The organism is Indioceanicola profundi (assembly GCF_003568845.1).
Classification (GTDB): domain Bacteria; phylum Pseudomonadota; class Alphaproteobacteria; order Azospirillales; family Azospirillaceae; genus Indioceanicola; species Indioceanicola profundi.
On record NZ_CP030126.1, the window covers coordinates 252,728 to 279,432 of the forward strand.

Below are 26,705 nucleotides of genomic sequence, written 5' to 3' on the forward strand. Positions count from 1 at the left end.
TAGTACGGGGCGGCGGCCTTCCCGCAAGCCCGCCCCAAAGAAAAGGCCGGCGGAGTGCGCCGGCCAAGTCAAGACAGGGAAGAACGGAAAGGGTCAGAGCCGCTGCTGCTCTCCCGTCGCGGCGATGACGGCATGGACGAACCAGACCATCATGATCGACAGCAGGGCGAAGCCGGCCCATTGCCGGTCGACCAGTGCAATGGCTTCCGCCAGGGCGAGAAGGGTAAGATAGGTGGCAAGCATACGCTTCATGTCACACGTCCCGTAAACGGGCGCGGGCGGCCCGGCCGCCGTCCAGGGCGGTCCGTTCGGGCCATGGCCCGCGCGCATGGGCCGGGGCGCGGCGTCGACGCGGGCGGCAAGGCACCCGGTCGCACAACGGCCCGGCAATCATGGCGGCATGGAACCCGTGCGGGTTCCTAGGCGGACATGAATGCGGGCGGTCCTGTGGGAACACGGGGGGATCGGTGCGCCGGGCGCGCCGGGGCCGACGTGGAGGCGGGAATGGGTGCTGCCGAGGCAAACACTACAGGGCGTAGCGCCGCCGTTTCCGGCTCCGGCAGGGCATCCGGCCCGCCGGCCGGGGTCACATTGTCGGGGTTGCGCCGCTCCGTCCGCAGGATGCCTGCGACGGCGCGCTCGGACGCTGGCGCTTCCGCCTGGGCCCGGCCTCGCAGCCCTTCGCTCCGGCTCTCTCCCACCTCTGCCGTCAGGCCAAAGCCGCCGAACAAGGCCAGGACCAGGGCAGCAAGGCCCAGGGTCAGCCGTTCCGCCACGCGCCGCGGCAATCGGCCGGTGCTGTCCGGCTGATGCTCCTCGGGGCTATGGCGGCTGGTGTCTGTCACGTCGGCTGGCTGATCACGGGTCCAGGGTGCACAGGTCAGCACGGCCAGGGGCCGGCGTCAAACAAGATTGTAGGTGGCCGGCTGCCGCTCCTCCGCGCTTGCCGCTGCGATGCCGTGCTGCAGGGCCGCGGCCATCTTCTCCGCACGTAACGTGAAGGCCAGCGCCTCCCGTTCGGCGAAGATCTCCCGCGCCGTCTCCCCGAACAGCTCCAGCCAACGGGCGAAGTGGTTGGAACCAAGGCCGGAAAGCGCCGCATGCGCCTGCATCGGTCGGCCCAGATACCGGCCGGTCGCCAGCATCACGGATTCCCAGAAGGCGCAGACCCGCTGGATATGGGGAATCCAGGCCTCATCCTCAGGGCCGATGGCGGCCAGGAACACCGGCCCCAGCAGCGCGTCCTGCCGGGCCTTGGCATAGAAGGCCACCACCAGTTCGGCGATGGCATCCGCATCGATCCGTGAAAGCCGCGCCACCGGGCCGCATCCCATCCAGTACCGGAACTGGCCGGAAAGGTGGGCGCGTCCGCCCATGAAGTCATCCGGCTTTTGGTCGCAGCCCGCCTCGTGGGAAGTCGCCCCCGCATTGACCGCATCCGGCATGCCCATTACGTACAGAGGGGCAAGCCGCGGAAAGGCGACGGGGGGACGCCAGGCCATGATACGGGGACGCCCGCGCGCATTCGATCCGGACACGGCCCTGGACCGTGCCTTGGACCTGTTCTGGCGCAAGGGATATGACGGCACGTCGCTTTCCGACCTGACGGAGGCCATGGGCATCAACCGGCCCAGCCTCTATTCCGCCTTCGGGGATAAGAAGGCGCTGTTCTTCAAGGTTCTGGACCGATACCTCTCCGGACCCGCCGCCGGCCTGCTCGGGGCCGTGGAGGATGGGATTCCGGCGCGGGAAGCGGTGGCATCCCTGCTGAACCGGGCGGCGGAACGTGCGGAACAGCCCGACCGGCCGGCCGGCTGCCTGCTGGTCCATGGCGCGCTGTGCGGCGGGGAGGAGGCGGAGGAGGTGCAGGCCGAACTGGCCCGCCGCCGCGCCGCTGTAGAGGTCGCCCTGCGCTGCCGGCTGAACCGCGCCAGGGAAAGCGGCGAGCTGCCGCCCGATGCGGATGCCGATGCCCTGGCCAAGTTCTTCACCACCGTGCAGCAGGGAATGGCGGTGCAGGCCCGGTCCGGCGCAAGTGCCGCGGAGCTGAGGGTCGTGGCCGCGACCGCGATGGCGGCCTGGCCCGGAAAAGCGTCCTAGGGGCGGAAAAGTACCAAATGTTACGCGACGGTGTTTGCCTTTACGGTCCCGCCCTCTCTAAACTCGCGGGAATTTCAAGGCAGCAGGTCCGATATGCCGCGTGGTGAGCTTTTCCCTCCTATCGATCCGTTCGCCAGCGGGCGTCTGAAGGTCTCCGATCTACATACGATCTATTGGGAGCAGTGCGGCAATCCCAACGGTGTTCCGGTGGTTTTCCTGCATGGCGGGCCCGGCGCCGGCGCGTCGCCCACCCATCGGCGCTTCTTCGACCCGCACCATTACCGCATCGTGATCCTGGACCAGCGCGGGGCCGGCCGCTCCACCCCGCTGGGCGAGGTGCGGGAGAACGACGTCGGAGCGTTGGTGGGTGATCTGGAAACCCTACGGGAGACGCTGGGCATCCGGCGCTGGATGGTGTTCGGCGGCTCCTGGGGCTCCACCCTGGCGCTGGCCTATGCGCAGGCCCATCCCGACCGGGTGCTGGCGCTGGTGCTGCGCGGCATCTTTCTGATGCGACGGCAGGAGATCGACTGGTTCCTCTACGACATGCGCCAGATTTTCCCGGAGGCCTGGGGCCAGTTCGTGTCCCACATCCCGGAGGCGGAGCGGGGCGACCTGCTGGGGGCCTACTGGACCCGTCTCACCTCGCCCGATCCGACCGTGCGCATGTCCGCCGCCCGGGTCTGGAGCGTGTATGAGGGCGCCTGCTCCACCCTGCTGCCCAGCCCGGAGCTGATCTCCGCCTCCGGCGAGGACAATCACGCCCTGGGGCTGGCCAGGATTGAGGCGCACTTCTTCCGCAACAACCTGCTCTCGCCGGAATCCAGGCTGCTGGACGACGTCCATAAAATCCGCCACATCCCGGCGGTGATCGTGCAGGGTCGCTACGACGTGGTCTGCCCGATCCGCACGGCGGATGAGCTGCACCGGGCCTGGCCAGAGGCGGATTACATCGTCGTCCCCGATGCCGGCCACAGCGCCATGGAGCCGGGCATCCGTTCGGCCCTTGTCCAGGCGACGGAGCGGTTCAAGTCGCTGGGGTGACGAGGCGCGACCCTCACGTCGCATCGTGGAAGATGATGCCCAGCGTGTAGCGCTCCCCCGCCGTGACGGTGGAGACGCCATGGCGTAGGGCGACGCGGTAGGTGCCGCGGCTGCCGCGGGCCGGGCGGAAGCGGGTGGCGAACAGGATCGCCTGTCCCTGCACCAGATCGAAGGCGTGACCCCGGCTCTGCATCCGGGGCCGCTGCTCGGTCAGCAGGAACTGCCCGCCGCTGAAATCCCCGCCCGGTTCGGACAGCAGCACCGTCATCTGGACCGGGAAGACCACCCCGCCATAGATGTCCTGGTGCAGCGCATTCCACCCGCCGGCCAGGTATCGCAGCAGCAGCGGCGTCGGCTTCATCTGTCCGGCATCGGCGCAGACCTGTCTGAATTCCTTTAGCGTGTCCGGGATTGGATGCTCGATCCCGATCTTCGGGGCCCAGTCCTGCGCCAGCGGGGCCAGATGCGGATAGGCGGCGGCCCTCAACTCCTGCACCAGCGGCGGCAGCGGGTCGGCGAAGTATCGGTAGTCTCCCTCCCCATAGCCGTGCCGGGCCATATGCACGGTGCTGCGGAACCCGTCCTCCCGCCCGAACAGCCCCGCCAGCTCCGCGCATTCCGCGGAAGACAGCAGCACCGGGGTCGGTGCCGCACCGGTCTCATCCAGGTTCCGGCGCAGGGCCGGCCAGTCCCAGGCGGCAAGGCGTTCGGCGACGGGCGGCAGGCCGGGCATGGGCGCATCCTTCAGAAGGCGGGATCGGGAGCGATGTGTTCCACGCTGAACCCATGGCCCTCCGCCATCATCTCCGCCACCCGTTTCCTGTGGCAGATATGCGGGTCGGCCTCGAAGCAGAGCAGGCAGGCCCGGCCTTCGCCCGCGATCCGGATGGCAAGGGCAAGGTCATGCTCCGCCTCCGGCCGCGCCAGGCTGTTCTCCACGATCTGCCAGAACTCGTCCCAGCGCCGGGCGCGGTTGGCCAGCCGCCCCTCCTTCGGCGTGCCAAGCCCTTTCAGATGGACATAGCCGATCCCGGCCTCCGCCAGACTGGCGGCCAGCGGGCGCTTGGAAAAGCCGGCCCGGCGCGACAGCGGCAGGTCGCGGACATCGATCAGGGTCGTGATCCCCGCCGCCTTCAGGGCCGCGATCACGGCCCCCTGGCCCGCCCCCTCATAGCCGATGGTGAACAGGGCTGACTGCACGCACGCCTCCCGCCGCAGATCGTCCGGCCTTGCGCCAAGGCCGATGGACCGCATAACACCCATGCGGCGGCGGGTCGATATAAAGCGCCCCATGCGGACCCCGGCCGCCCCCTCCGCCCTTGCCAGAATGGGGGCATCCGCGTATAAGGCGCGCTTCATCCGGGTGGCGAGGCCAGGCGGCAAGCCTGGGGCATGCCCAACCACCCATGAAACTCTGAACGGTAAGGACAGAAAATGCCCAAGCTGAAGAATCATTCCGGCTCCAAGAAGCGGTTCAAGGTGACCGCTTCCGGTAAGGTCCGGGCCCAGGCCGCCGGCAAGCGCCACGGCATGAGCAAGCGTCCGCAGAAGATGAAGCGGAACGCCCGCGGCACGTTCGTCATGTTCAAGGCGGACGGCGAGAAGATTCTCGAGAATTTCCTGCGCGTGGTTTGAGGAGGTCTGAACAATGGCTCGCGTCAAGCGGGGCGTGACCACTCACGCCCGTCACAAGAAGATCCTGAAGCTGGCCAAGGGCTACCGCGGCCGCGGCTCCAAGTGCTATCGCGTTGCGATCGAGAAGGTTGAGAAGGCGCTTCGTTACGCCTATCGCGACCGTCGCAACAAGAAGCGCGATTTCCGCGCCCTGTGGATCCAGCGCATCAACGCCGGTGCGCGCCTGCACGGCCTGACCTACAGCAAGTTCATGCACGGGCTGAAGCGCGCCGGCATCGACCTGGACCGCAAGGTGCTGGCCGACATCGCCGGCCGTGAGCCGGAGAGCTTCAAGGCTCTGGCCGATCAGGCCCAGAACGCGCTGAAGGCCGCCTGATCCGGCTTCCAGGGTTCGAGTTAAGAAGGGCGCGTCCGCAAGGGCGCGCCCTTTTTACGTCTGACCGCTGGGATGCCGATCCGGGGGGTGTTTCCTTGTGCCGATCAGGCCGCGTTCAGGACCGCTCGCCGGACGGCATCGGGGTCCTGCTCGATCACCTTCAGCAGAACGCGGGCCGGCCCTTCCGGTTCGGCCCGGTGCTGCTCCCAGTCCCGGACGGTCCAGACCGACAGGCCGAAATCCCGTGCGAACTCCTCCTGCGTCAGGGCGAGGCGGCGGCGCAGCTCCCGGACATCTGGATAGGCGCCGCGGACGTTGAACTCACCGGAGTCCAGCCCGCCCAGATCATCCACCCCATCCTTCGCCTTGTGGCGGCGGATGTCCTCTTCCGTCGTGGCAGCCATCCGGGCCGGGTCTTCCGGCCGGGCAGCCTCAAGGTCGGTCAGCGAAAAACGCGGCATAACGTTCCCTCTCCTTGCGGCTGGCCAGGTGTGCGGAGATGATCCAGCGACAGGGGCCGTCCGCATCTGCGCGCCATGTATAAACAACGAAGTATGTGAACCTGTCCGCCTGCCCGATGGCCTGGATGCGGCGCTCCCCGTAATCCCGGCGCAGATCGTCCCGCTCCAGCGTATGGCCGAGGAAAATGCGGGCAGCCGCCAGAAACCCGAAGCCCCGCTCCCGTACATTCCGCTCATTCTTGGACGGGTCGAAACCGATATTCAAATGATGAAGACTAGCACCAGCCACTAGTCGGGTCAAAATGCTCAAGCCCGCTCTGCGCCGTTCGGTCTGGCAGCCTGCGAGGGCTTGCGCTAAACCTCTCCGCTCACGAAAGAACGGCCCCATTCGGACCCGATCCCATGACCGACGCCGCCAGCCTCAAATCCGACCTCCTCGCCGCCGTGGAAGGTGCAGCCGACCTTGCCAGTCTCGAGGAGGTGCGGGTTTCCGCCCTGGGCAAGAAGGGACGCATCACCGCCCTGATGGGCGACATGCGCAACCTCTCGCCGGAGGAGCGGAAGGAGCGCGGGCAACTCCTCAACGCACTGAAGGAGGAGGTCGGCCAAGCGCTGGAATCCCGCCGCGACGTGCTGAAGAAGCAGGAGCTGGCGAAAAGGCTGGAGGCGGAGCGGATCGATGTCACCCTGCCGACCCGGCCGGAGGCGGAGGGGCGCATCCACCCCATCACCCAGACCATCGACGAGCTGGTCGCCATCTTCGCCGACATGGGCTTCACCGTGGCGGAAGGGCCGGACATCGAGAGCGACTGGAACAATTTCACCGCGCTGAACATCCCGGAGAACCATCCGGCGCGGCAGATGCACGACACCTTCTACCTGCCCAACTCGCCCGAGGGGCAGGCGCGGGTCCTGCGCACCCACACCAGCCCGGTGCAGATCCGCACCATGCTGAAGCAGAAGCCGCCGATCCGCATCATAGCGCCCGGCCGCACCTACCGCTCCGACTACGACCAGACCCACACGCCCATGTTCCACCAGGTGGAGGCGCTGGTCATCGGAGAGGACATCCATATGGGCCATCTCAAGGGCTGCATCCTGGAGTTCGCCCGCGCCTTCTTCCAGATCGACGATCTGCCGATCCGCTTCCGCCCCAGCTTCTTCCCCTTCACCGAGCCGTCGGCGGAGGTGGATATCGGCTGCAAGCGCAGCGGGGGCGAGCTGAAGCTCGGGCCCTATGGCGACTGGCTGGAGATCATGGGTTCCGGCATGGTCCATCCGGCCGTGCTGGAGAATTGCGGCATCGACAGCAGCCGCTACCAGGGCTTCGCCTTCGGCATGGGGATCGAGCGCATCGCCATGCTGAAATACGGCATCCCCGACCTGCGCACCTTCTTCGAGGCCGACCTGCGCTGGCTGAAGCATTACGGCTTCGTCCCGCTGGACCAGCCGAGCCTGGCCCAGGGGCTGACCCGGTGACGGGCTGCGCCGCAGAACACGCCTTCAAGATTAGCTGACGGATCATCTCCCCATGAAGTTCACCCTGTCCTGGCTGAAGATGCACCTCGAAACCGAGGCGCCGCTGGACCTGATCGTGGAGAAGCTCACCGACCTCGGGCTCGAGGTGGAGGGGGTGGAGGACCGCTCGGCCGAGCTGGCGGCCTTCCGCATCGCCCGGGTGGTGAGCGCCGAGAAGCACCCCAATGCCGACAAGCTCCGCCTCTGCATGGTGGATACCGGGGCGGGCGAGCCGGTGCAGGTGGTCTGTGGCGCGCCCAACGCCAGGGAAGGCATCAAGGTGGTCTTCGCCAGCCCGGGCACGAAGATTCCGGAAAGCGGCGACGTGCTCCAGATCGGCACCATCCGCGGGGTGGAGAGCCGGGGCATGATGTGCTCTGAGCGGGAGCTGAAGCTGTCGGACGAGCATACCGGCATCATCGAACTGCCGGAGGATGCGCCGGTGGGCGGCAGCTTCGCCGAATATCGCGGCATCGCCGACCCGGTGATCGAGATCGCGCTGACCCCTGACCGCGCCGACTGCGCCGGTGTGCGCGGCATCGCCCGCGATCTGGCCGCCGCCGGTCTCGGCACGCTGAAGCCGCTGGATGGCAGCGCCGTTCCCGGTCGCTTCCCCGCCCCGGTCGAGGTGCGGCTGGAGACGGAGGGCTGCCCCCAATTCGCCGCGCGGCTCATCCGCGGCGTGAAGAACGGCCCCAGCCCTAAGTGGCTGCAGGACAAGCTGATCGCCGTGGGTCTGCGCCCGATCTCCGCCCTGGTGGACATCACCAACTGGTTCAGCCAGGACCAGGCCCGACCGCTGCACGTCTTCGACGCGGCCAAGCTGAAGGGCGGCATCGTCCTGCGCGACTCTGCCGAGGGCGACAGCTTCCTGGCCCTGAACGAGAAGGATTACACCCTGCCCGCCGGGCTGGTCGGCATCTATGACGGCAGCGGCCTCATCTCTCTGGGCGGCGTCATGGGCGGGGAGAGCACAGGCGTGACCGAGAGCACCACCGACGTGGTGCTTGAGGCGGCATTGTTCGACCCGGTGCGCATCGCCGAGGCCGGCCGCAAGCTTTCCATCAACTCCGACGCCCGCTACCGCTTCGAGCGTGGGGTAGACCCGGCCAGCGTGCTGCCGGCGGTGGAGCAGGCCACGCGCATGATCCTGGACCTCTGCGGCGGCGAACCATCGGAAACGGTGGTGGCCGGAGCCGAGCCCGCATGGCAGCGCACATTGCATCTCCGCCCCGCCCGCGTCGCCCATCTGGGCGGCGTCGACGTGCCGGAAGCGGAGCAGGTGCGCATCCTCACCGCCCTCGGCTTCGGCGTTTCCCGCACCGATGACGGCCGGCTGGCCTGCGCCGTGCCGTCCTGGCGCGCCGACGTGCATGGGGAGGCCGATCTGGTGGAGGAGGTGCTGCGGGTCCACGGCTTCGCCGCCATCCCGGCCACCCCGCTGCCGCGCGACCTGACCACCACCCGCCCGGCCATCGATCCGGGGCAGCGCCGCACCGGCTTGGTGAAGCGCGCCCTGGCCGGCCGCGGCCTGCTGGAATGCGTGACCTGGTCCTTCGTCCCGGCGGAGACAGCGGGGCTGTTCGGGCAGGTGGGGCCGGACCTGAAGCTGCTGAACCCGATCAGCGCCGACATGGCGGTGATGCGGCCCAGCATCCTGGCCAACCTGATCCAGGCCGCCGGTCGCAACGCCGCCAAAGGCTTCCCGGATGTCGGCCTGTTCGAGGTCGGGGCCGCTTTCCGCGATGCCACCGACAAAGGGCAGGATGCCGTAGCCGCCGGCCTGCGCGCCGGCATGGCCGTGCCGCGCAACTGGGCCAAGGGGGAGCGCGCGGTGGACGCCTTCGACGTCAAGGCCGACGCCATCGCGGCGCTGGAAGCGGCGGGAGCCCCCACGGCGAACCTGCAGGTCACCCGCGATGCGCCGGACTGGTACCATCCCGGCCGTTCCGGCGTGCTGCGCCTCGGCCCCACGGTGCTGGCCCGCTTCGGCGAGCTGCATCCGGCGGTGCTGGAGGCGATGGATGCCAGCGGCCCCATGGCGGCGTTCGAGGTGATGCTGGACGCGGTGCCGACGCCGAAGAAGAAGGGCGGCACAGCCAAGCCGCTGCTCGCCCTCTCCCCCTTCCAGCCGCTGGACCGCGACTTCGCCTTCCTGGTGGATGAGCAGGTGGAGGCCGACAAGCTGGTCAAGGCGGCCCGCGGGGCGGACAAGCAGTTGATCACCGGCGTCATCGTGTTCGATGTCTATCAGGGTGCGGGCGTGGAGCCGGGCAAGAAGTCGGTCGCCATCTCGGTCACGCTCCAGCCGGTGGACAAGACGCTGACAGATGCGGAGATCGAGGCGGTGGCAGGGAAGATCGTAGCTGCCGTGGCGAAAGCGACAGGTGCCACCCTGCGCGGATAAGAACCGAGCAGACTACCTGAAGTAATTACTTCCAAAGAAAACGCCGCGCCTTGGTTGCGCGGCGTTTTCCTTTTCCGGCCCGCTTGCGAAGAAGGGAAGGATCATCAACAATACCCTCCAAACTAAAGTATAATAATGTACCATCTGCACAGACCGACGGGTCGTGACCAGGGAGGCGCTGGTGAAGGCATTTCAGAACCTACCGATCGTTCTAAAGCTGCTGGTCCCGCTTATCCTCATGGGAGCGCTGACGGTTGGAACCTCTCTCTATGCCCTGTCTCAGATGCGCGGCGTCGGGGAGGTTTATCAAGGGCTGTTGCGGCGCGACACGGTGGCGGTGAAAAACGTCCTGCTGGCCAATGAGACCGCCGCCCATATCGGGCGCGTCGCCTACATGATGGTGGCGGAGCCGGATAGCTTCATCATTGAAAGCATGGCGGATGAAATCGATCTGAAGAGAGATGAACTGCTGGCCCATCTGGACGGGGTGGAGCGGCTGTTCCCCGGCCGCAAGACCGACCTGGATCTGGCCCGGCAGGATTTCCGGCAGATGATGGAGCTGGCGGAGAAGGCCCGTCAGGCGCTGCTGGCCGGAGAGACGGAGCGGGGTGCGCGCATCCTGGTGGATGAGTTCGACATCAAGCTGACCGACCTGCTGGACCGGTTGGTAATCATCACCGGCGATGTCGACAAGGCGGTGGCGGCCGGCGAAGAAGCAGCCATGGAGCGGAACGAGCGGGCATGGTGGGTGACGCTCGCCGTCGGGGCCACGGGCACCGTTCTGTTCATGGCGCTGGCGCTGTGGCTGACCATGGTGGGCGTGTCGCGCCCGCTGGCGCGCGTCGTCTCCACCATGAGCCGGCTGGCCGGCGGCGACCTGTCCGTCCGCATCGATGGCGGCGAGCGGCGGGATGAAATCGGCGATACCGCCCGTGCCGTCGCCATTTTCCAGCGCAACATGCGGGAGGCCGAGACGCTCCGCCACGAGCAGACGGCGCTGGAGGAGAAGGCGGAGGCGGAGAAGCGCGCCGCCATGGCCGCCCTGGCCGGGGAGTTCGAGGCCACCATGGATGAGGTGGTCCGGTCCGTTGCCGGTGCAGCCCGCCGCATGCGCCAGACGGCGGAGGGGCTGACCGGCGTGGCGGAGCAGACCAGCCGTCAATCCAATGCGGTGGCCAGCAGTGCCGAACAGGCCGCCCAGAACGTCAACACGGTGGCGTCCGCGGCGGAAGAGCTGTCCGCCTCCATCCAGGAGATCGCCCGGCGCGTTTCCGAAAGCTCCCGCATCGCGCACGAGGCGGTGGCGGAAGCGGACCGGTCGAACGCCACCGTGACCGGGCTGGTGGAGGCCGCTAGCAGGATCGGCGAGGTCGTGAAGCTGATCAACGGCATCGCCAGCCAGACCAACCTGCTGGCGCTGAACGCCACCATCGAGGCAGCGCGGGCGGGAGAGGCCGGGAAGGGCTTCGCCGTGGTGGCGTCGGAGGTCAAGAACCTGGCGACCCAGACCGCCAAGGCGACGGAGGAGATCGGCAGCCAGATCGCCGAGATGCAGGCGGCGGCCGGCAATGCGGCGGGCGCCATCCAGGGTGTGGGCGGCACCATCGGCCGGATCAGCGATATCGTCACCAGCATCGCCGCCGCGGTGGAGCAGCAGGGGGCTGCTACCAGCGAGATCGCCGGCAGCGTCGCCCAGGCTGCCGCCGGCACAAACGAAGTCAGCGCCACCATCGGCGAGGTGACCCGCGCCGCCGGTGAGACTGGCACCATGGCCGGCGACGTGCTCGCCGCCGCCAATGAGCTGGTCGGGGAGGCCGACGTGCTTCGCCGCGAGGTGGAGGGCTTCGTCGCCCGCGTCCGGGCAGGGTAAGGCCCGCCGCCCCGTTCCAGCTCTCCCCCCTTTACCGCATCGTCCGCCGCAGATGGCGGGAGAAGCGGAAGGGGTTGGGCAGGTGGTTCAGCAGGCCACCCAGCCCCTGGAACTGAGCAATATTCTTGCCGACCCGCATGACGTCCGCGATGCGGCGGTCCAGAAAGGCCCAGCTGTCGGCATTGCCGACCGACCGGTCCTCCAGCCAGTACAGCAGGGTGGAGGTCTGGACCCCGGCCAGCAGCATGCGCTTGGTATAGAAGTTGTAGTCGGTGGAGGTGTCGCCGGCGGCGAACCACATGGCATCCACCGTGCGGTACAATATGCGCGGGCCGATCCCGGCATTCTGCGGCAGGGCGAGCAGGGCAATGGTCCGGCGCACCGCCTCCTTGTAGGGGGCCAGCACCTCCAGCCGCGTTCGTACGGCCAGCGTGATACGGTCCCGCACCTTCATGGCGGCCAGGTCCTGCGGGTCCAGCCGGGACAGCATTTCCCGGTCCGCCCAATTGGAGAAATGGTCCACCACCTCCGCCGGGCCGCCGGGAAAGCTGGCCAGCGCCGCTTCCCGCTCCATGCCCGCCATCTCCGCCCCGCGCAGCATGGCGGCCCGTGTCCAGCCATCGAACGCCACGTCGGGCAGCATTGCCAGCAGAATGGCGTCGCGGCGGGCCGTCAGCTCATCCATGGCGTCGCCGTCGGTATGGGCGTAGCCGCCGCGCGGCGCACCTGTACCCGCCGTGGCCGCCGACTCGGTGCCGCCCAGCTTTTCCACCGCTTCGGCGGTGGTCAGGGGATCGATCGGGCTCTGCCCGCCAATTGGGCGCACCGGATCGGCCTCGGCCGGCGAAGAGCTGTGCGCCATCTGCCCAGCTGTCGTGGGCGCGCCGGGCACGGGATCGGTCGGGGTTTTTCTCGCCATCGCTCGCTCTCGTCTGGCTTCGGTCCGGCGCCGACGGGCGGCGCATCCACATGCCTTAACAGATGGAACGCCAAGCGGGAACGGCCAGTGCTCCCGCAGGGCCTGTCCGGTTGTCGCGGCGCTCCCCCGGTCAGCGGGGCGGCGGGGGGACGCTGCCGGCCAGATCCGCCGCGAAGTACTTCATTTCCTCGGTGAAGGTCAGCTTGGTCAGGTCCGGCATCCGGTCCAGATAGAGGATGCCGTCGAGATGGTCGACCTCATGCTGCAGCACACGAGCCAACGTGCCGGAGGCTTCCCCCTCCACCGGCTGCCCGTCCAGCCCATAGCCGCGATACCGGAGCCGGGCATAACGCGGCACCAGTCCGCGCAGGCCGGGAATGGACAGGCACCCTTCCCATCCCATCACCATTTCGTCCCCGACGGGCTCCAGCTCCGGGTTCACCAGCACCCGCGGTTCCGTCACCGGATCGCCAGGCTGGCCGGTGCTGCGGTCCGCGGGAACGCGGAAGGCGACGACGCGCCAGCCGATATGCACCTGCGGGGCCGCCAGCCCGATGCCCGGCGCGTCCAGCATGGTTTCCACCATATCCTGGGCAAGCTGCCGCACCACGGCCGGAATGGGGGATTCCACCGGTTGGGCCGGCCGTCGCAGCACCGGATGGCCCATTCGCGCGATCTTCAGGATGGTCATCGTTCCCTTGTGTCCCTGCTTTCAGCCCAGGTCCGGCATCCCGGACCGCTTGTATTTCCTCATCATTTCACGTCTTGCCGGGCGGCGCATGGCCCCATTGCAGGACATCCTTGAAGATTCCGCACCCATGGCGCTTCACAACCGCCGCCCTTGCTGTTATACCACCCGGCAACTGGATCGGGCAGCAGCGCGACCTCATGGTGGCGTCTGCCCTTTATTCGTTGTTAACCCTGCGTCGGCATAACGCCGTCCAACCTTTGCAACCATCGGAGTGGTGACGACCCGTGCAAGTTCTGGTTCGTGACAACAACGTCGATCAGGCCCTCCGCGCGCTGAAGAAGAAGATGCAGCGCGAGGGCATCTTCCGTGAGATGAAGCTGCGCCGCAACTACGAGAAGCCCTCGGAGAAGCGCGCCCGTGAAAAGGCGGAGGCGATTCGCCGCGCCCGCAAGCTGCTGCGCAAGCGCCTGGAGCGCGAGGGCTACTAAGCCCTGCCGGCAGTCCGGTGAACCAGCCCGAAGTTACGGGCTGGCCGGTTGCAAAGGATCGATAGCCGCCCCGCGACGCCGCCGGGCGGCTTTTGGTCTTTGCAGCGCGCTTCGTCGGCAGCCCCGTCTGGACGATCCAGCCTATCGGAAACCGGGTTGGCCGCGCCCCACAGGCCGAGCATCCATCCATTCAGCTCGCATCCAGACACGCTGGCAAGCTGCCGCCCGTGGACGGCCCTGAAGTTCACTTCTGCGACGCAAAGTGAGATGGCATGCCCGCACGGGAGCAAGCCTTCTGCCAATCGTTCGCGGCTGACGTCAGCTCGGTCTTCCCCTTCTGCTTTGTCGAGAATCGGGATTTGCGAACGCAAACCTGGACAGGGTCGACGTGCGAGGCCGGTAACAAGTCGAATTGCGAAAATGACGAACTTGCCGGAAGTCGGCGGGGCGCCAGCCCCCTTGCGATGATCTGCGGCTACGCGGCCGGGCCGCTGGCAGAGTCACGGCAATGTAGACTTCCCTATAAAGCTGATCTTTCAAGGCATGCCGGTTCCATCGTGTGGCCGAAGGGCTGCCGGGGGCACGGTGGATTTCTGCGGTTCCGCTCCTGTAAACGCATCAGGGCCGGCGCCCGTTTCCGGTGCCGGCCCTTCGTCCTCACGAACCGATGCTCTGCCTGTCGGCGCGCCTTACTTAGCGGCGATGGTGACGGTGAGGGTGTCCTCGTAGGCGCCGGCGATGTACTGGTCGGAGCCCTGGACGGAGACCTTGAGATCGTACTGCTGGCCGAAGCGGGCGCCGGCGCGGTCGACATTCATGGCGCTGCCCAGCGTGCCGCCCTGGTTGTCGTAGTTCACCTGGTAGCCGATCTCGGTGCCGCGCTCGCCGCGCAGCTTGCCGCCGTTCTGGGAGGAGATGCTGATGCGGTAGCCGTTGCCGGAGTTGCAGGTCTCGGTGACCTTGCCAACCGCCTTGTTGCTGTCGCCGCCGGCCAGGTTCAGCTGCTGGTTCAGATCCTGCACCGACACCGAGCAGGCCAGGTCCACCTTGCCGTTCAGCTTGATCGTGCCGCTGGTCGCGGCCGCGGCGGAGCCGGCGACGGTCAGGGCGGCGGTGGCGATCAGGGCGGCGGCAACGGTGCGGATCATCTCAAGGCTCCATCGGTTCGGTCGAGGCGTTCTCGCCTGCATGCCAAACCAGAATGCAACCAACGGGCCAGGTGCCCAGCATAGGGCGATGGTCGTGTAAGCGGCTGTAATATATGGAGTTTGCGATGATATTCAGGTCATCTTTTCCCACTCCCGCTGGCGGGTATGGCAGAATGCAATTGCATATTGTCGAAGCCGTATAGGGGTGTTTGCAGGAAGCATTGCGAACCGCAACGGGTGCCGGGTTCCCGCGCGTACGCCCGGTTGGTTGCCGCCGACGATCCGGGAACCCGGCTAGGGGGCGGCTGTTTTCTCGTAACTGGTAGAATGGGAAGAAAGAAGGATGGGGAGATGACGGCTGCGGCCGCGCGGGAGCTTGCCGGACAGATAGAAGCGCATGATGTCGGCGCCGGGCGCCACTGGACCGCCTTGAGGCTGCGTGTCCTGGGAGCGCTGGCCGCGGCCGGGCTGCTGCTGGGCGGCTGCGCCGTAAACCCGGCCACCGGTGAACGGCAGTTCACCGGCCTCATGCCCGTGGCGCAGGAGGCCGCCGTCGGGGCGGAGCAGCACCCGCAGATCCTCGAGGAGTTCGGCGGAGAGGTCCAGGACCCCGAGATCCGCGCCTATGTGGACCGTCTGGGACAAAGGCTGGCGGCCAACACCGAACGGTCGGACGTCAAATACACCTTCACGGTTCTGGACTCGGATGTGGTCAATGCCTTCGCCCTGCCGGGCGGCTATGTCTACATCACCCGCGGGCTGATGGCCCTGGCCAACAGCGAGGCGCAACTGGCCGGCGTCATCGGCCATGAGATCGGGCATATAACCGGGCGCCACACGGCCGAGCGCTACAGCCGTGGCACCGTGGCCCAGGTCGGCGCTGTCCTGGCGTCCGTCCTCGGCGGGGCCGAGCTGGGCCAGCTTGCCGCCCAAGGGGCGCAGTACGCGCTGGCCGGGTGGGGGCGGGGGCAGGAGCTGGAAGCCGACCAGCTCGGCATCCGCTATATGGCCAACGCCGGCTACGACCCGATGGAGATGGCGCGATTCCTCGACACGATGGGCCGGCATGCACAGTTGGAGGCGTTGCTGGCCGGTCAGCCGGGGGCCGCTGACAGCTTCAACTATCTGCAGACCCACCCGCCCACCGGTGAACGGGTGGAGCGCGCGTCCGCTGCCGTGGCGCAGAATCCCGGCCAGGACTGGATCGTGAATTCGGAAGAGTATCTGCGCCGGATCGACGGCCTGCTTTACGGCGACAATCCGGAGCACGGCTTCGTGCGCGACAGGATGTTCGTGCATCCCACTCTGGGCTTCCGTTTCGAAGTGCCGGAGGGCTTCAGGCTGCTGAACGGAACCCAGCAGGTGACGGCCATCGGGCCGCAGCAACAGGCACAGATCATCTTCGACGTGGCGCGGTCGCAGAGCACGCGCGATCCGGTCCAGTTCCTGACCGGGGAGTGGGCTGGCCAGGCGCAGCTCAACGGCGTGCAGTCCCTGAGCGTCAACGGCAGGCCCGCCGCTACGGGGCTGACGCGGGCCAATACCAACCAGGGTGCGGTGGATGTGCGGTTGGTTGCCATCCAGTGGGACAATTCCACCTTCTACCGTTTCCTCTTCGCCTCGGCCCCGCAGGCCACGGCAAGCCTTGACCGCGATTTCCAGCAGGTGGTGAACAGCTTCCGGACACTGAGCCAGTCGGAACGGTCGCAGTTCAGGCCCTACCGGCTGCGCACGGTTTCCGTCCGCTCCGGCGAGACGGCAGAGGACTATATCCGCCGCATGCCGTTCAGCGAATATGCGGAGGAGAGGTTCCGGGTGCTGAACAACATCCCGCCGGGCCAGCAGCTTCAACCCGGTCAGTTGATTAAAATCGTCACCGAAGGCTGAATTGATCTCCGTTGCGGCATGGCGCGGCGCGGCGTACCGTCCGCACCATGACCGCCAGGAACCGCCTTGCCCGGCCGGCTGCCGCCGAGCCGGAGCCTCCGCCCCTCAGCCCCGCCCCGGATCAGGCGTGCCGGATAAAGCGCAAGCTCATCCGCCTGCCGATCGCGGCGGTGCTGACTCTGGGCTTCGGCGGGCTGATGCTGGTAGCGGTCGCCAGTGTGCTGCTGCTGGGGATGGCCACGACCAGTTGGAACACCGCCACGCTGCTGGTGGACAAAGCGCAGCTTCTGATGGATGGGCTGGAAACGCGGGTCCGCGCCCAGCTCGACCCCGCCAAGGCGCAGGTGGAATTCCTTGCCGACGTTATCGCCAAGGGGCACGTCGATCTGGAGGATCAGGGACAGCTCGGCCGGCATCTCCGCACGGCGTTGGCCGCGGCTCCGCAGATCACCGGGGTGGGCTTCCTGAGCGCCGACGGCAATTTCGTCACGGCCAGCCGGCAGGGCGGCACGGAGGTGGAGACCCGGACCGAGCAGAATGTGTTCTGGGCGCGGGAGACGCTCCAACTCGGCCGGTCCATCGGCGGAGCGGTCTGGATCGACCCGATCTGGTCGGAGGAGCTGGGCACCAGCATCCTGACCGTCCAGATGCCGGTGCGCCGGGACGGGCGCTTTCTCGGCATGCTGCTCACCGGCGTCAGCTTTACCGACCTGTCCCGCTTCCTGGCGCGCGTAAAGACGGAATCGGGGCTGGAGGCGGCAATCCTGTTCAACGACAGCTATGTGCTGGCCCACCCGATCCTGCGGGATCGACGCTTCGACTTCGAGGATATCGACCGGCAGGAACGCCCGCCGCTGCCCTCGCTGGAGGAGCTGGGCGATCCGGTCCTGGCGGCGATCTGGCAGCAGGCCGATCCGAACGGGCAGGCGACCGGATATGCGAAGAAGCCGCGCGGCATACATCTCGACCTGCGTGTCCATCCGGATCGGCCGTTGCTCAACCTGACGACCCGCGAATCCAAGCTGGACGGGATTGAGTACATCTATCTTCTGCGGCCGCTTCCGGATTACGGGGAGCATCCCTGGACCCTGTCCATCGTCCTGCCGAAGGACGACGTGCTGGTCGAGTATCAGCGCCTGATGAAGCTGGCCGGCGGCGGCCTTCTCATCCTTGTGGTATCCGTGGTGTTGGCGCTCTGGCTCGGCAAGCGGATCGGGCGGCAGATCAAGCGTCTGGCCGCCGCCGCCGCCGCGGTGCGCGGGCTGGATTTCCATGCCGTCCCGGTTCTCCCGGACAGCCGGTTCCGTGAAATGTCGGATGCGGCGCATGCCTTCAACACCATGGTGGGCGGTCTGCGCTGGTTCGAGACCTATGTGCCCAAGGCCCTGGTGCTGCGCCTGATCGACCGCGGGGCCAACCCGCTGGGCGTCATATCGGAGGAGCGGGACGTCACCGTGATGTTCACCGACATCAAGGGCTTCTCCGCTTTGGCGGAAACCCTGTCGCCGCAGCAGACGGCGGACTGGCTGAACGCCCATTTCACCCTGATCGCCGGCTGCATCGAGGCGGAGGGCGGGACGGTGGACAAGTTCATCGGCGATGCGGTGATGGCGTTCTGGGGCGCGCCGGAGCATCAGGCCGATCATGCTGCCCGCGCCCTGCGTGCCGCCCGCGCCATCGACCGGCTGATCCGTGCCGCGGCGGACGAGGCGGACGCCGCGGGCAGGCCGAAGCTGTGCCTGCGCATGGGCATCCATTCCGGCCCCGTCGTGGTGGGCAATATCGGCGCTGCCAGCCGAATCAACTACACCATCGTCGGAGACACGGTGAACACGGCCGCCCGGCTGGAAGTGCTGGGCAGTGAGATGATCGGGGATGATTGCTGTGTCGCATTGACCAGCGAGGATACGGTGCAGGCCGCCGGCGCGGAGGCTGGTTCCACCCGCGCGCTCGGCCGATTCCAACTGCGCGGACGCGCGGGCGCCGTCGGGGTCCACCGGCTGCTGACCGAAGGGGCCGCCGCGGATGCGCCGGCCATGGCGCAAGGCTGAGGTCGAAGCCGCCTACTCGATGCCGACCGCGCTCCGGTCACGTTCGACGCTGCCGCCGATGACCGGAGGCCGCCGCCGAGCATGACTTTCGGGAGACGGCCCGGCCTCACGCCTCCAGCAGCAGGTCGGACGACAGCCCGACATGTCGCATCATGGAGGCGCGGAGCTTCATCAGGGCGCGCTGCTCCAACTGGCGCACCCGCTCCTTACTGACGCCCAGCACCTTGCCCAGCTCTTCCAATGTCGCGCCGTCGTCGCGCAGGCGACGTTCGGCGATGATGGTGCGCTCGCGCGGGGACAGTTCGCCGAGCGCCTCGGCAAGCCATTTGGAGCGCATGCGGCTGTCGCGGGCGCCGATCACCACATCCTCGGGGGAGGGACGGTTGTCGGCGATGAAATCCTGCCACTGGTCGTCGCCGCCTTCCGCCACGGGGGTGTTCAGCGACTGGTCGGCGGCGGCGAGGCGCATTTCCATGCTCAGCACTTCGCTCTCATCCACATTCAGCTCTTCGGCGATCTTCCGCCGCCCGTCCGTGGACAGGTTCGTGGCCGAGGGGCTCTCCTCGATCTTGGCTCGAAGGCGACGGAGATTGAAGAACAGGCTCTTCTGCGCGGCGGTGGTGCCGGTGCGCACGATGGACCAGTTGCGCAGGATGTAGTCCTGCATGGCGGAGCGTATCCACCAGGCGGCATAGGTGGAGAAACGGATTTCCCGGTGCGGTTCGAAGCGGGCGGCCGCCTGCATCAGGCCCACATTGCCCTCCTGCACCAGGTCGCCCATGGGCAGGCCGTAATTGCGGAAGCGGGACGCGGTGGCGACGACCAGACGGGTATAGCTGCGCACCAGCTCATGCAGCGCATCCTCATCTCCCCCGTCGCGCCAGCGTTTGGCCAGCTCGAACTCGTGGTCCCGGGACAGCAGAGGCTCCTTCATCGATGCTCTGATGAAGGTGAGGTTGGCCTTCTGGGTTTCCGGATCGTCGATGTGCGCCATGTCCCATCCCCTGTTCGGCAGGCGGTGGGCCATGCAGCCGTTCATCCGCCCCTCTTCACGACTGATACGAAGGGGGTTCTGGAACGGATCACTGGGTTTGGAAAAATTCCAATGCGCAGATAAGGCGAAGCGGATGGACCGGACGGGAAGGGGAGGCGGAGCCGCCCCTCAGACTTCCGCAAGTTCCAGGATGTCGCCGGTCGGCGCCAGGCAGCCGCAGATCAGCTTGCCGCCGAAGCCGCAGCCGCCGTCCAGAGTGACCGCGTGCGGCGTCACTACGGGGCCGCCATGGGCAGGGTCGTAGCCGCGGACGATGCGGACGAACTCCCCGAACGGCTCCGTGATGCGGTTGAAGCCCATGCCGCCCCACCAGAAGCTATCGCCCTGGTGCCCCAGAGGCCGGCTTGTATCAACGCCGGCATTGACGAACAGCAGGCCGGAGGCCGGTTCCCCTGCGCCGGTGAAGGCTGCGCGGCGCAGGCTGGTATAGAAGGCGTCGTGTCCTGGCGCTGCGCGCTGGGCGGCGCGGAGCTGGTTGGTCCAGCGGGTCAGGCTGACGGCCCCGTCGCGGGCGCAGGCCAGCCCGAACTGCACATCGCCCCCATAGGCCATCAGCGTGGATTCCACGCCCTGGCCAAGCATCCATTGCAGCACCTGCATCGGGTTGGGTGCGAACTGGAGTTGCAGCAGCTTCTGCCACATCTCCTCCTGCCCGCCGCGCAGATAGACGATGTCGGTGTCGATCACGCCCCGCATGGCCAGGATGGCGCGGCGGAAGGCCAGAAGCTCGTCAATGGTTTCGGCCACGGACGGGCCGCGGCCGATCATGTTGCCGAGATAGACCAGCCGGTCGCCCGGAAGGAAGCGTCCGCCGATATCGTCATGGAGCGCGGCCAGCCGGTTCACCTCGCCATGGATGGAGGCGACCGCCCAGATGCGGCGAGGACGGCCCAACTGGACGAATTTCTGCGTTTCTGCCATTCGGTCGGCGCTCTTGGGTCCCGGGAAACCGGGCGCGAGTGTATGCGCCGCCGACGCGCAAAAAAAGGGGCGACCTGCAAAGGTCGCCCCTCCTTAACGTATAGACCCAAAGGCGTTAAGCGGTGGTTTAAGCCGCCTTGCTGAGAACGGCTTCCAGCCGCTCGGTCGCCTTGGCCTCGTCGATCTTCTCCACCACCGCCAGCTCGCGGGCAAGACGCTCAAGCGCGGCGTGGTAGATCTGCCGTTCGCTGTAGGACTGGTCCGACTGGTCGGCGCCGCGGTAAAGGTCGCGCACGACTTCCGCGATGGACACCGGGTCGCCGGAATTGATCTTGGCTTCGTACTCCTGCGCGCGGCGGGACCACATGATCCGCTTGATCTTGGACGGTCCCTGCAGCGTCTCCAGCGCAGCCTTGATGCGGTCCTTGGAGGACAGGCGGCGCAGGCCGGCGGCCTGGGCTTTCTTCACCGGGACCTTCAGCGTCATCCGTTCCTTCTCGAACTGGATGGCATAAAGGGTGACGGTATGCTCAGCGATGCTGTGCGTCTCGATCCCGATGATCTTGCCAACGCCATGCGCCGGGTAGACGACATGGTCACCGGTGGAGAAGTCGAAGGTTTCGGACATTTCGGTCGGCTCTCACTTTCCGCGCGGACCCGCGCGCCAGGACAAGAACGACGGGGTTAGCCTGCCGGCAGAGACAACGGCAGAGCGGCGTCCGTCCGAAAACGGCCGTCACCAGCCCATGATCTTGCCAAGCGAAACAGGACGGCGCGCAAATCCCTGACGCGTCGGCACACCCGTCCTCACCTGATCAATATAGGGCATGTGACGGCACGGTTACAGACCGCCGTCCTGATCGTTCCCGCAAAGTTCTCGCATTGCTGCACGGAACCGCCATGCGAATCCCGCATGTCGGGCGAAAACTGCGGCGTTCGGCCGCAGAGCCGCAGGGAACTTATTCGTTCGTGGAGCCGCCGTGTCGCAAGCGCAGGGCGCGGCGGTCAGGTACCGGCGCCCGGGTCCTTGCTGAAGTACTTGGCGAACTTGTCCGGCACGCCCTTCCACTCGTCCGCGTCGGCCGGGGCCGGCTTCTTGCGGTTGATGTTGGGCCACTGGACCGCATAGTCGCGGTTCATCTCCAGCCACTTCTCCGCCTGCGGATCGGTGTCCGGGATGATGGCCTCGGCCGGGCATTCCGGTTCGCACACGCCGCAGTCGATGCATTCGTCGGGGTGGATCACGAGCATGTTGTCACCCTCGTAGAAGCAGTCCACGGGGCAGACCTCGACGCAATCCATGTACTTGCACTTGATGCACAGCTCGGTGACGACGTACGGCATCCTCGACCTCTCTTCTGACCATCCGACCCGCCTTCGGATCGGCGGCGCCCGGTTCAGTCCGGCACGCCCGGCCCGGACGGCAGTCCCAGGCGCGCCTTCACGCGCCGCAGCGCCTCGCCCCGGTCCCGGTCGGAGACGTAGAGCAATCCGCCCACCCGGCGCAACAGGCTTGATTCGAGGTGGTGCAGTTCACCATCCGCATAGACCACCTCCCACAGCATCTCGATGATCTCGACCCGCTCCTCATAGCTGCACTGGTCCTTCAGGCTGCTGGTGAAGGCGTAGAGCTGGGCCGGTCCCTCCGTCATCTTCTCGGCGGAGGCGAGCAGCTCGTCCGTCTCCTCCTGGGAGAGGTCGAATTTCCGCTGCAGCATGCCGTGGATGCGCACCCGCTCCTCGGGGGAGATGGTGTCGTCCATGCGCGCCGCCTCCACCAGCAGGCTGGCGGCGGCGAGATGCAGCTTGTCCGGTTTGGACAGTTCACCCAGGGTGCGCTCGGGCTGCTCGAACAATCGTCTGACGCGGTTCCACATGGTCATCCAGCTTGGGTCGTGGCCAGGAAAGGGCAAGCCCTGCGGATCGCTCCCAAGCCTGCCATTGCAAAGGGAACGGCCACGTTGCGGGGACGTTCCGCCTGACCTATCGTCCCCTGCGCCGCAACCAGGAAAATCCGATGACCGATCCCCGCCGATCCGCACCCGCAGCCTTGCGCAACCGCGGCCCGATCCTTGAGGTTCTACGCCGCGCGCTTCCGGCCGAGGGGCTGGTGCTGGAGATCGCGTCTGGCACGGGGGAGCATGTGGTTTTCTTCGCCGAGGCGCTGGACGGCCTGCGCTGGCAACCCACCGACCTGGACCCCGAGAATCTGGACAGCATCCGCGCCTGGGTACGGGAAACCGGCGTCCGTTCGGTGGCGGAGCCGCTGGCGCTGGACGTGACCCGCCGGCCCTGGCCTGTGGAAGCCGCCGACGCCATCGTCTGCATCAACATGGTCCACATCTCCCCCTGGGCGGCGACGGTCGGCCTGATGGAAGGGGCTGGGGCCCTGCTTGCGCCAGGGGCGCCGCTGGTGCTCTACGGCCCCTACCGGCGGGGCGGCCGCCACACGGCGCCCAGCAACGAGGCGTTCGACGAGTCTCTGCGCGCCCGCGACCCGTCCTGGGGCGTGCGCGATCTGGAAGCGATGGCGCAGGAGGCGGAGGGGCGCGGTCTGGCCCTGGAAGAAGTGGCGGAGATGCCCGCCAACAATCTCTCCCTGGTCTTCCGCCGCGTCTGACCGCAAGGACTACTCCAACAGGATGGAGTAGTATCCGGCGCCCGTGTATGTTCGCCGGGCCGCTGCTGCACTGCGCCCGTCCATGCCATCTCCGGTCACCCTCATCGGTCCGTCCCGCCGCCCCGCTTTCGCGCGGGCGCTGACGGCTGGCCTTGTCGGCCTGGCGCTGCTGGGGGCGGCACCGGCCTGTGCGGAGCCGGTCGCGACGGCGATGGCCGCCGCTGCGCCCCGCGCCGACTGGCGCGGTCTGGCCACACCTGTCTTCGACCGGATCGACCGCGACGATGGCCTGCCCCATGCCGTGGTGGGATCGGTGGTTCGGGATGCGGACGGGTTCCTCTGGGTCGGCACCCAGGGCGGCCTCGCCCGCTTCGACGGTTACCGGTTCAGACCTGCCGATGGCGTGATGACGGACGCCTTCATCCGCGCGCTGCACGGCCGGTCGGACGGCACGCTCTGGGTGGGCAGCAACGCCGATGGTCTGGCGGTGCTGGACATCCATGACGGCACATGGCGGCGCTGGACGGCGGCGGAGCAGGGGCTGGCCTCCGACCGGGTCAATGCCATCGTGGAGGACGGGACCGGCGGGCTCTGGATCGGTACCCAGGCCGGGCTCCAGCATCTGGACCCGGTCAGCGGCGCGCTGACCGCCGTTCCCACCGATTCCGGTCCGCTCCCCGCTTCCCATGCGGAGAAGGTGGCGACCCTGCTTGCCACGGATACCGGCGATCTCTGGATCGGCACCGCGGCTGGGCTGGTGCGCCGGACCTGGGATGGCGGCCTGATCGGCGGCCCCGTGCAGGATTCGGGGGAAGGCTGGCCCAGCGCCGCCATCCTGGCCCTTGCTCAGGACAAGGCGGGCCGCATCTGGGTTGGCACGGCGACGGAGGGGCTGTGGCTGCTGGCTCCGGACGGGCGCGTGCTGCGCCGGTGGCGCGCCGAAGCGGATGGGGCGGACGGGCTGCCGCACAACCGGGTGACGGCGCTGGCGGAAGTGGGGCCGGACCAGATCTGGGTCGGCACCTATGGCGGCGGTATCGCGATCCTGGACCCCGCCACGGGAGCGATGCGGGTCGCCCGGCACAACGGGGCTATTCCCAGCAGTCTTTCCGGCGATGCGGTAACCGAGTTGTACCGCGATCCCTCCGGCCTGGTCTGGGTCGGCACGGCCGGAAACGGGCTGGACCGCCACAATCCGGCCAACGACGCCATTTCAACCATCGCCTATTCGCCGGACGGCAATTCCGGCCCTTCGCGCGCCAACGTGCTCAGCGTCCTGGCGACCGGCGACGGCCGGCTCTGGCTCGGCACCGCCGGGGCCGGCATCGATGTGCTCGACCACCGGAAGGGCCGGGTGGACGCCATCCGCCCGGCCGGGGGCGATGCGACCGGCGGCCTTGGAGACGGGGCCGTCATGGCGCTGGCGGAGGGGCTGGACGGAAGCGTCTGGATCGGCACCCAGCGCGGTCTCTACCGCCGCCCGCCCGGCTCGTCGGGCACCGTTCCCGTACAGATGGACGGTCCGCCGGAACTGCGCGACGGCCAGATCTACGCCATCCGCCCGCAGCCGGACGGCTCCGCCTGGATCGGCGGCGGGCGGGGAGTCTTCCACATCGCGGCCGACGGAACGGTGACCCTCTGGCGGGCGGAGGAGGGGCTGGCCGCGTCGGAGGTGAACTCCGTCCTGCGCGACCGGGAGGGCCGCATCTGGCTCGCCACCGATGGCGGCCTCGACCGGCTGGACCCGGCCACCGGGCGGATCGAGCACGCGGCGCTCGACCCCGATGGCAAGCCCCTGCTGGTCAGCACCCTGCTGCAGGACCGCGCCGGGCGGATCTGGGCCGGAACTCTGGGCGGCGGGCTGGCGCTCTCGGCCCCGGCGGGGCGGGAGATGCCGGCCTTCATCCGGCTCGGCAAGGCCGACGGGCTGCCCAGCGGCAATATCGGCGCACTGGCCACGGACCGGCAGGGCCGCATCTGGGCCAGCACGGATGACGGCCTCGCCGTGATCGACCCCGACACGCTGGCAGTGCGCCGGTTCGGCCCCGGCGATGGGGTGGTGGTGCGGGAATACTGGCTGAACGCCGTGACCACCGCGCCGGACGGCACCATCGCCTTCGGCGGCAGCGGCGGGGTAACGCTGGTGAGGCCGGACGATCTCCGCGACTGGACGTTCAGCCCGCCGGTGCGCCTGACCGAGCTGACGGTGGGTGGGCAGCCCTTGCCGGCGGAGCCGTTCAACGCCGCCCAGGCCGGCCCGCTGGTGATCCATCCCGGTGAGCGCAGCTTCATGGTGGAGTTCGCCGCCCTCGACCTCGCCCGTCCGGCCCGCAACCGCTATTCCGTCCGCCTCGCCGGCTTCGAGGAGGGCTGGGACGAGCGGGACGGAACCCGCCGCACCGCCACCTGGACCAGCCTGCCGCCGGGCGACTACACGCTTGAGATACGCGCCGCCAACAAGGACGGGCGCTGGGCAGAGGCCGCCTTCACCCTGCCGGTCCGGGTCATGCCGGCCTGGTGGCAGTATCGCTGGGTACAGGCCATGGCGCTTCTGGCCCTGGCCGGGCTGGGATACGGGCTGTACCGGGGCCGCACTGCCTATCTGCACGCCCGCCGCAAGGAGCTGGAGCTTCTTGTGGCGAACCGGACGGTGGAACTGGCGCGCCAGAAGGACGAGCTGGAGCGCACGCTGTGCGATCTGCGCGCCGCACAGGAAGAGATCGTGCGCTCTGAGAAGCTGGCGGCCCTCGGCCGCATGGTTGCTGGCGTCGCGCATAAGATCAATACGCCTGTCGGCCTCGTCATCACCTCCGTTACCCAGTTGGAGGAGGAAATCCGGGAGGTCACCGCCAAGCTGGAGGAGCAGACTCTCCGCCGCTCCGACCTTTCCGAATTCCTCGAGATGGCGCGGGAGTTGAGCGACGTGATCGCGCGCAACAGCGACCGTGCCGCCGATCTGGTCCAGAGCTTCAAACAGGTCAGCGCCGACCGCGCCAGCGAGGAGCGGCGGACCGTCCAGCTCACCCCCTACCTGTCGGAGGTGGTGAAGACCATCCGCCCGCTGGTCCGGCTGCGCGGCGTGGACATCAGGGTCAGCGGGCCGGAGGCGGTGTCCGTGACCACCTATCCCGGCCTGCTGGCCCAGGTGGTGACGAATCTCGTGACCAACGCCGTCACCCATGCCTTTGCCGGGGTGGCGGAGCCGGAGATCCTGCTGGACATCGCGGCCCATGGCGACGGCGCCCGCATTGTCCTGGCTGACAACGGAAACGGCATGGGGGCGGAGGTGCGCGACCGCGCCTTCGAACCATTCTTCACCACGCGGCGGAACGCCGGCGGCACGGGCCTCGGCCTGCATATCGTCCATAATCTGGTGACCGGCCCGCTACGCGGCGGACTGTCGCTGGACACCGCGCCGGGCCGGGGAACCCGCTTCCAGATCGACCTGCCGGCGCATGTCTGACCGTTCCGCCCGTTTCTCCGGGCTGGCGCGGTGCGGCGCGGCGTTGTATTCG

At 67.8% G+C, this 26,705-nt stretch carries 27 protein-coding genes; 12 read left to right on the forward strand and 15 right to left on the reverse strand.

Features of this window, described 5'->3' with window-relative positions; all coding sequences use genetic code 11:
- Positions 1 to 93 precede the first annotated feature (93 nt).
- From DOL89_RS24710 to DOL89_RS01215, 3 genes are all read right to left on the reverse strand, one after another.
- Positions 94 to 252 (reverse strand): hypothetical protein, encoded by a 159-nt coding sequence (locus DOL89_RS24710; RefSeq protein ID WP_162937259.1) that lies wholly within the window; start codon positions 250 to 252, stop codon positions 94 to 96.
- A 167-nt stretch (positions 253 to 419) separates the two neighbouring features.
- Positions 420 to 845, reverse strand: coding sequence for a hypothetical protein (locus tag DOL89_RS01210; protein ID WP_162937260.1), 426 nt, complete (start codon positions 843 to 845; stop codon positions 420 to 422).
- Positions 846 to 902: 57 nt separating this feature from the next.
- Positions 903 to 1,502, reverse strand: a complete 600-nt coding sequence (locus tag DOL89_RS01215) for a group III truncated hemoglobin (protein WP_205574613.1) — start codon at positions 1,500 to 1,502, stop codon at positions 903 to 905.
- On the opposite strand from DOL89_RS01215, the gene DOL89_RS01220 reads away from it, so the two are divergent.
- Both DOL89_RS01220 and pip read left to right on the forward strand, forming a co-directional pair.
- A complete protein-coding gene (locus DOL89_RS01220; RefSeq protein WP_119677510.1) occupies positions 1,501 to 2,100 on the forward strand; it encodes a TetR/AcrR family transcriptional regulator in 600 nt (199 codons plus the stop codon). The genes DOL89_RS01215 and DOL89_RS01220 overlap by 2 nt on opposite strands.
- A gap of 93 nt (positions 2,101 to 2,193) precedes the next feature.
- Complete coding sequence (gene pip, locus DOL89_RS01225) at positions 2,194 to 3,144, forward strand: prolyl aminopeptidase (protein WP_119677511.1); 951 nt, start codon at positions 2,194 to 2,196, stop codon at positions 3,142 to 3,144.
- A gap of 13 nt (positions 3,145 to 3,157) precedes the next feature.
- On the opposite strand, the gene DOL89_RS01230 is transcribed toward pip, so the two are convergent.
- Both DOL89_RS01230 and DOL89_RS01235 read right to left on the reverse strand, forming a co-directional pair.
- Positions 3,158 to 3,877, reverse strand: a complete 720-nt coding sequence (locus tag DOL89_RS01230) for a 2OG-Fe(II) oxygenase (RefSeq protein WP_119677512.1) — start codon at positions 3,875 to 3,877, stop codon at positions 3,158 to 3,160.
- An 11-nt stretch (positions 3,878 to 3,888) separates the two neighbouring features.
- Positions 3,889 to 4,398: a DUF488 domain-containing protein gene (locus DOL89_RS01235; protein WP_119677513.1), complete on the reverse strand. Its 510-nt coding sequence runs from the start codon at positions 4,396 to 4,398 to the stop codon at positions 3,889 to 3,891.
- A gap of 180 nt (positions 4,399 to 4,578) precedes the next feature.
- Here DOL89_RS01235 and rpmI point away from each other — a divergent pair, with 180 nt between their 5' ends.
- Positions 4,579 to 4,779 (forward strand): 50S ribosomal protein L35, encoded by a 201-nt coding sequence (gene rpmI, locus DOL89_RS01240; RefSeq protein WP_119677514.1) that lies wholly within the window; start codon positions 4,579 to 4,581, stop codon positions 4,777 to 4,779.
- A 13-nt stretch (positions 4,780 to 4,792) separates the two neighbouring features.
- On the forward strand, positions 4,793 to 5,155 hold the full coding sequence (gene rplT / locus DOL89_RS01245) for a 50S ribosomal protein L20 (RefSeq protein ID WP_119677515.1): 363 nt from the start codon (positions 4,793 to 4,795) through the stop codon (positions 5,153 to 5,155).
- Between the two features lie 104 nt (positions 5,156 to 5,259).
- Here rplT and DOL89_RS01250 read toward each other — a convergent pair whose 3' ends face one another.
- Positions 5,260 to 5,616 carry a helix-turn-helix domain-containing protein gene (locus DOL89_RS01250; protein ID WP_225889851.1) on the reverse strand — a complete coding sequence of 119 codons (357 nt, stop codon included), beginning with the start codon at positions 5,614 to 5,616 and terminating at the stop codon, positions 5,260 to 5,262.
- Positions 5,588 to 5,926, reverse strand: a complete 339-nt coding sequence (locus DOL89_RS01255) for a BrnT family toxin (RefSeq protein WP_225889852.1) — start codon at positions 5,924 to 5,926, stop codon at positions 5,588 to 5,590. Before DOL89_RS01255 ends, DOL89_RS01250 begins: the two co-directional genes overlap by 29 nt.
- Positions 5,927 to 6,018: 92 nt before the next feature.
- Here DOL89_RS01255 and pheS point away from each other — a divergent pair, with 92 nt between their 5' ends.
- The 3 genes from pheS to DOL89_RS01270 all read left to right on the forward strand — a co-directional run bounded on the left by pheS (position 6,019) and on the right by DOL89_RS01270 (position 11,411).
- Complete coding sequence (gene pheS, locus DOL89_RS01260; protein WP_119677517.1) at positions 6,019 to 7,095, forward strand: phenylalanine--tRNA ligase subunit alpha; 1,077 nt, start codon at positions 6,019 to 6,021, stop codon at positions 7,093 to 7,095.
- Between the two features lie 52 nt (positions 7,096 to 7,147).
- Positions 7,148 to 9,541, forward strand: coding sequence for a phenylalanine--tRNA ligase subunit beta (gene pheT / locus DOL89_RS01265; RefSeq protein WP_119677518.1), 2,394 nt, complete (start codon positions 7,148 to 7,150; stop codon positions 9,539 to 9,541).
- A gap of 181 nt (positions 9,542 to 9,722) precedes the next feature.
- Positions 9,723 to 11,411 carry a methyl-accepting chemotaxis protein gene (locus DOL89_RS01270; protein WP_119677519.1) on the forward strand — a complete coding sequence of 563 codons (1,689 nt, stop codon included), beginning with the start codon at positions 9,723 to 9,725 and terminating at the stop codon, positions 11,409 to 11,411.
- Positions 11,412 to 11,442: 31 nt separating this feature from the next.
- Here the strand turns inward: DOL89_RS01270 and DOL89_RS01275 are convergent, their stop codons facing one another.
- Both DOL89_RS01275 and def read right to left on the reverse strand, forming a co-directional pair.
- On the reverse strand, positions 11,443 to 12,330 hold the full coding sequence (locus DOL89_RS01275) for a COQ9 family protein (protein ID WP_225889853.1): 888 nt from the start codon (positions 12,328 to 12,330) through the stop codon (positions 11,443 to 11,445).
- Positions 12,331 to 12,460: 130 nt separating this feature from the next.
- Positions 12,461 to 13,021 carry a peptide deformylase gene (gene def / locus DOL89_RS01280; RefSeq protein WP_119677520.1) on the reverse strand — a complete coding sequence of 187 codons (561 nt, stop codon included), beginning with the start codon at positions 13,019 to 13,021 and terminating at the stop codon, positions 12,461 to 12,463.
- Between the two features lie 284 nt (positions 13,022 to 13,305).
- Between def and rpsU the strand changes: the two genes are divergently transcribed.
- Positions 13,306 to 13,509: a 30S ribosomal protein S21 gene (gene rpsU, locus DOL89_RS01285; RefSeq protein WP_012567245.1), complete on the forward strand. Its 204-nt coding sequence runs from the start codon at positions 13,306 to 13,308 to the stop codon at positions 13,507 to 13,509.
- 689 nt (positions 13,510 to 14,198) lie between these two features.
- Here the strand turns inward: rpsU and DOL89_RS01290 are convergent.
- Complete coding sequence (locus DOL89_RS01290) at positions 14,199 to 14,657, reverse strand: spore coat protein U domain-containing protein (protein WP_119677521.1); 459 nt, start codon at positions 14,655 to 14,657, stop codon at positions 14,199 to 14,201.
- Positions 14,658 to 15,008: 351 nt separating this feature from the next.
- Here DOL89_RS01290 and DOL89_RS01295 point away from each other — a divergent pair, with 351 nt between their 5' ends.
- Both DOL89_RS01295 and DOL89_RS01300 read left to right on the forward strand, forming a co-directional pair.
- Positions 15,009 to 16,544, forward strand: a complete 1,536-nt coding sequence (locus tag DOL89_RS01295) for a M48 family metalloprotease (RefSeq protein WP_119677522.1) — start codon at positions 15,009 to 15,011, stop codon at positions 16,542 to 16,544.
- A 47-nt stretch (positions 16,545 to 16,591) separates the two neighbouring features.
- Complete coding sequence (locus tag DOL89_RS01300) at positions 16,592 to 18,595, forward strand: adenylate/guanylate cyclase domain-containing protein (RefSeq protein ID WP_162937261.1); 2,004 nt, start codon at positions 16,592 to 16,594, stop codon at positions 18,593 to 18,595.
- Positions 18,596 to 18,701: 106 nt separating this feature from the next.
- On the opposite strand, the gene DOL89_RS01305 is transcribed toward DOL89_RS01300, so the two are convergent.
- The 5 genes from DOL89_RS01305 to DOL89_RS01325 all read right to left on the reverse strand — a co-directional run bounded on the left by DOL89_RS01305 (position 18,702) and on the right by DOL89_RS01325 (position 22,453).
- Positions 18,702 to 19,589: an RNA polymerase factor sigma-32 gene (locus DOL89_RS01305; protein ID WP_119680166.1), complete on the reverse strand. Its 888-nt coding sequence runs from the start codon at positions 19,587 to 19,589 to the stop codon at positions 18,702 to 18,704.
- A gap of 168 nt (positions 19,590 to 19,757) precedes the next feature.
- Positions 19,758 to 20,570: a metallophosphoesterase family protein gene (locus tag DOL89_RS01310; RefSeq protein ID WP_119677524.1), complete on the reverse strand. Its 813-nt coding sequence runs from the start codon at positions 20,568 to 20,570 to the stop codon at positions 19,758 to 19,760.
- Between the two features lie 127 nt (positions 20,571 to 20,697).
- The gene (locus DOL89_RS01315) at positions 20,698 to 21,198 is read right to left on the reverse strand and encodes a CarD family transcriptional regulator (RefSeq protein ID WP_119677525.1); all 501 of its coding nucleotides are present in this window, start codon (positions 21,196 to 21,198) and stop codon (positions 20,698 to 20,700) included.
- A 377-nt stretch (positions 21,199 to 21,575) separates the two neighbouring features.
- Positions 21,576 to 21,914: a ferredoxin FdxA gene (gene fdxA / locus DOL89_RS01320; RefSeq protein WP_119677526.1), complete on the reverse strand. Its 339-nt coding sequence runs from the start codon at positions 21,912 to 21,914 to the stop codon at positions 21,576 to 21,578.
- 53 nt (positions 21,915 to 21,967) lie between these two features.
- Complete coding sequence (locus tag DOL89_RS01325; RefSeq protein ID WP_225889854.1) at positions 21,968 to 22,453, reverse strand: tellurite resistance TerB family protein; 486 nt, start codon at positions 22,451 to 22,453, stop codon at positions 21,968 to 21,970.
- A gap of 134 nt (positions 22,454 to 22,587) precedes the next feature.
- On the opposite strand from DOL89_RS01325, the gene DOL89_RS01330 reads away from it, so the two are divergent.
- Positions 22,588 to 23,190: a DUF938 domain-containing protein gene (locus tag DOL89_RS01330; RefSeq protein ID WP_119677528.1), complete on the forward strand. Its 603-nt coding sequence runs from the start codon at positions 22,588 to 22,590 to the stop codon at positions 23,188 to 23,190.
- Between the two features lie 82 nt (positions 23,191 to 23,272).
- Positions 23,273 to 26,653, forward strand: a complete 3,381-nt coding sequence (locus DOL89_RS01335) for a sensor histidine kinase (protein WP_162937262.1) — start codon at positions 23,273 to 23,275, stop codon at positions 26,651 to 26,653.
- Positions 26,654 to 26,705: the final 52 nt, after the last annotated feature.

Bases quoted from the DNA above. Each gene is read 5' to 3' on its own strand.
- rpmI (WP_119677514.1), top strand. From the start codon at position 4,579: ATGCCCAAGCTGAAGAATCATTCCGGCTCCAAGAAGCGGTTCAAGGTG.
- DOL89_RS01230 (WP_119677512.1), bottom strand. From the start codon at position 3,877: ATGCCCGGCCTGCCGCCCGTCGCCGAACGCCTTGCCGCCTGGGACTGG.
- def (WP_119677520.1), bottom strand. From the start codon at position 13,021: ATGACCATCCTGAAGATCGCGCGAATGGGCCATCCGGTGCTGCGACGG.
- DOL89_RS01330 (WP_119677528.1), top strand. From the start codon at position 22,588: ATGACCGATCCCCGCCGATCCGCACCCGCAGCCTTGCGCAACCGCGGC.
- rplT (WP_119677515.1), top strand. From the start codon at position 4,793: ATGGCTCGCGTCAAGCGGGGCGTGACCACTCACGCCCGTCACAAGAAG.
- DOL89_RS01315 (WP_119677525.1), bottom strand. From the start codon at position 21,198: ATGTCCGAAACCTTCGACTTCTCCACCGGTGACCATGTCGTCTACCCG.
- DOL89_RS01310 (WP_119677524.1), bottom strand. From the start codon at position 20,570: ATGGCAGAAACGCAGAAATTCGTCCAGTTGGGCCGTCCTCGCCGCATC.
- DOL89_RS24710 (WP_162937259.1), bottom strand. From the start codon at position 252: ATGAAGCGTATGCTTGCCACCTATCTTACCCTTCTCGCCCTGGCGGAA.
- pheT (WP_119677518.1), top strand. From the start codon at position 7,148: ATGAAGTTCACCCTGTCCTGGCTGAAGATGCACCTCGAAACCGAGGCG.
- DOL89_RS01335 (WP_162937262.1), top strand. From the start codon at position 23,273: ATGCCATCTCCGGTCACCCTCATCGGTCCGTCCCGCCGCCCCGCTTTC.
- fdxA (WP_119677526.1), bottom strand. From the start codon at position 21,914: ATGCCGTACGTCGTCACCGAGCTGTGCATCAAGTGCAAGTACATGGAT.
- DOL89_RS01250 (WP_225889851.1), bottom strand. From the start codon at position 5,616: ATGCCGCGTTTTTCGCTGACCGACCTTGAGGCTGCCCGGCCGGAAGAC.
- DOL89_RS01325 (WP_225889854.1), bottom strand. From the start codon at position 22,453: ATGACCATGTGGAACCGCGTCAGACGATTGTTCGAGCAGCCCGAGCGC.
- DOL89_RS01220 (WP_119677510.1), top strand. From the start codon at position 1,501: ATGATACGGGGACGCCCGCGCGCATTCGATCCGGACACGGCCCTGGAC.
- DOL89_RS01290 (WP_119677521.1), bottom strand. From the start codon at position 14,657: ATGATCCGCACCGTTGCCGCCGCCCTGATCGCCACCGCCGCCCTGACC.
- DOL89_RS01235 (WP_119677513.1), bottom strand. From the start codon at position 4,398: ATGCGGTCCATCGGCCTTGGCGCAAGGCCGGACGATCTGCGGCGGGAG.
- DOL89_RS01295 (WP_119677522.1), top strand. From the start codon at position 15,009: ATGACGGCTGCGGCCGCGCGGGAGCTTGCCGGACAGATAGAAGCGCAT.
- pip (WP_119677511.1), top strand. From the start codon at position 2,194: ATGCCGCGTGGTGAGCTTTTCCCTCCTATCGATCCGTTCGCCAGCGGG.
- DOL89_RS01300 (WP_162937261.1), top strand. From the start codon at position 16,592: ATGACCGCCAGGAACCGCCTTGCCCGGCCGGCTGCCGCCGAGCCGGAG.
- DOL89_RS01215 (WP_205574613.1), bottom strand. From the start codon at position 1,502: ATGGCCTGGCGTCCCCCCGTCGCCTTTCCGCGGCTTGCCCCTCTGTAC.
- DOL89_RS01305 (WP_119680166.1), bottom strand. From the start codon at position 19,589: ATGGCGCACATCGACGATCCGGAAACCCAGAAGGCCAACCTCACCTTC.
- pheS (WP_119677517.1), top strand. From the start codon at position 6,019: ATGACCGACGCCGCCAGCCTCAAATCCGACCTCCTCGCCGCCGTGGAA.
- DOL89_RS01275 (WP_225889853.1), bottom strand. From the start codon at position 12,330: ATGGCGAGAAAAACCCCGACCGATCCCGTGCCCGGCGCGCCCACGACA.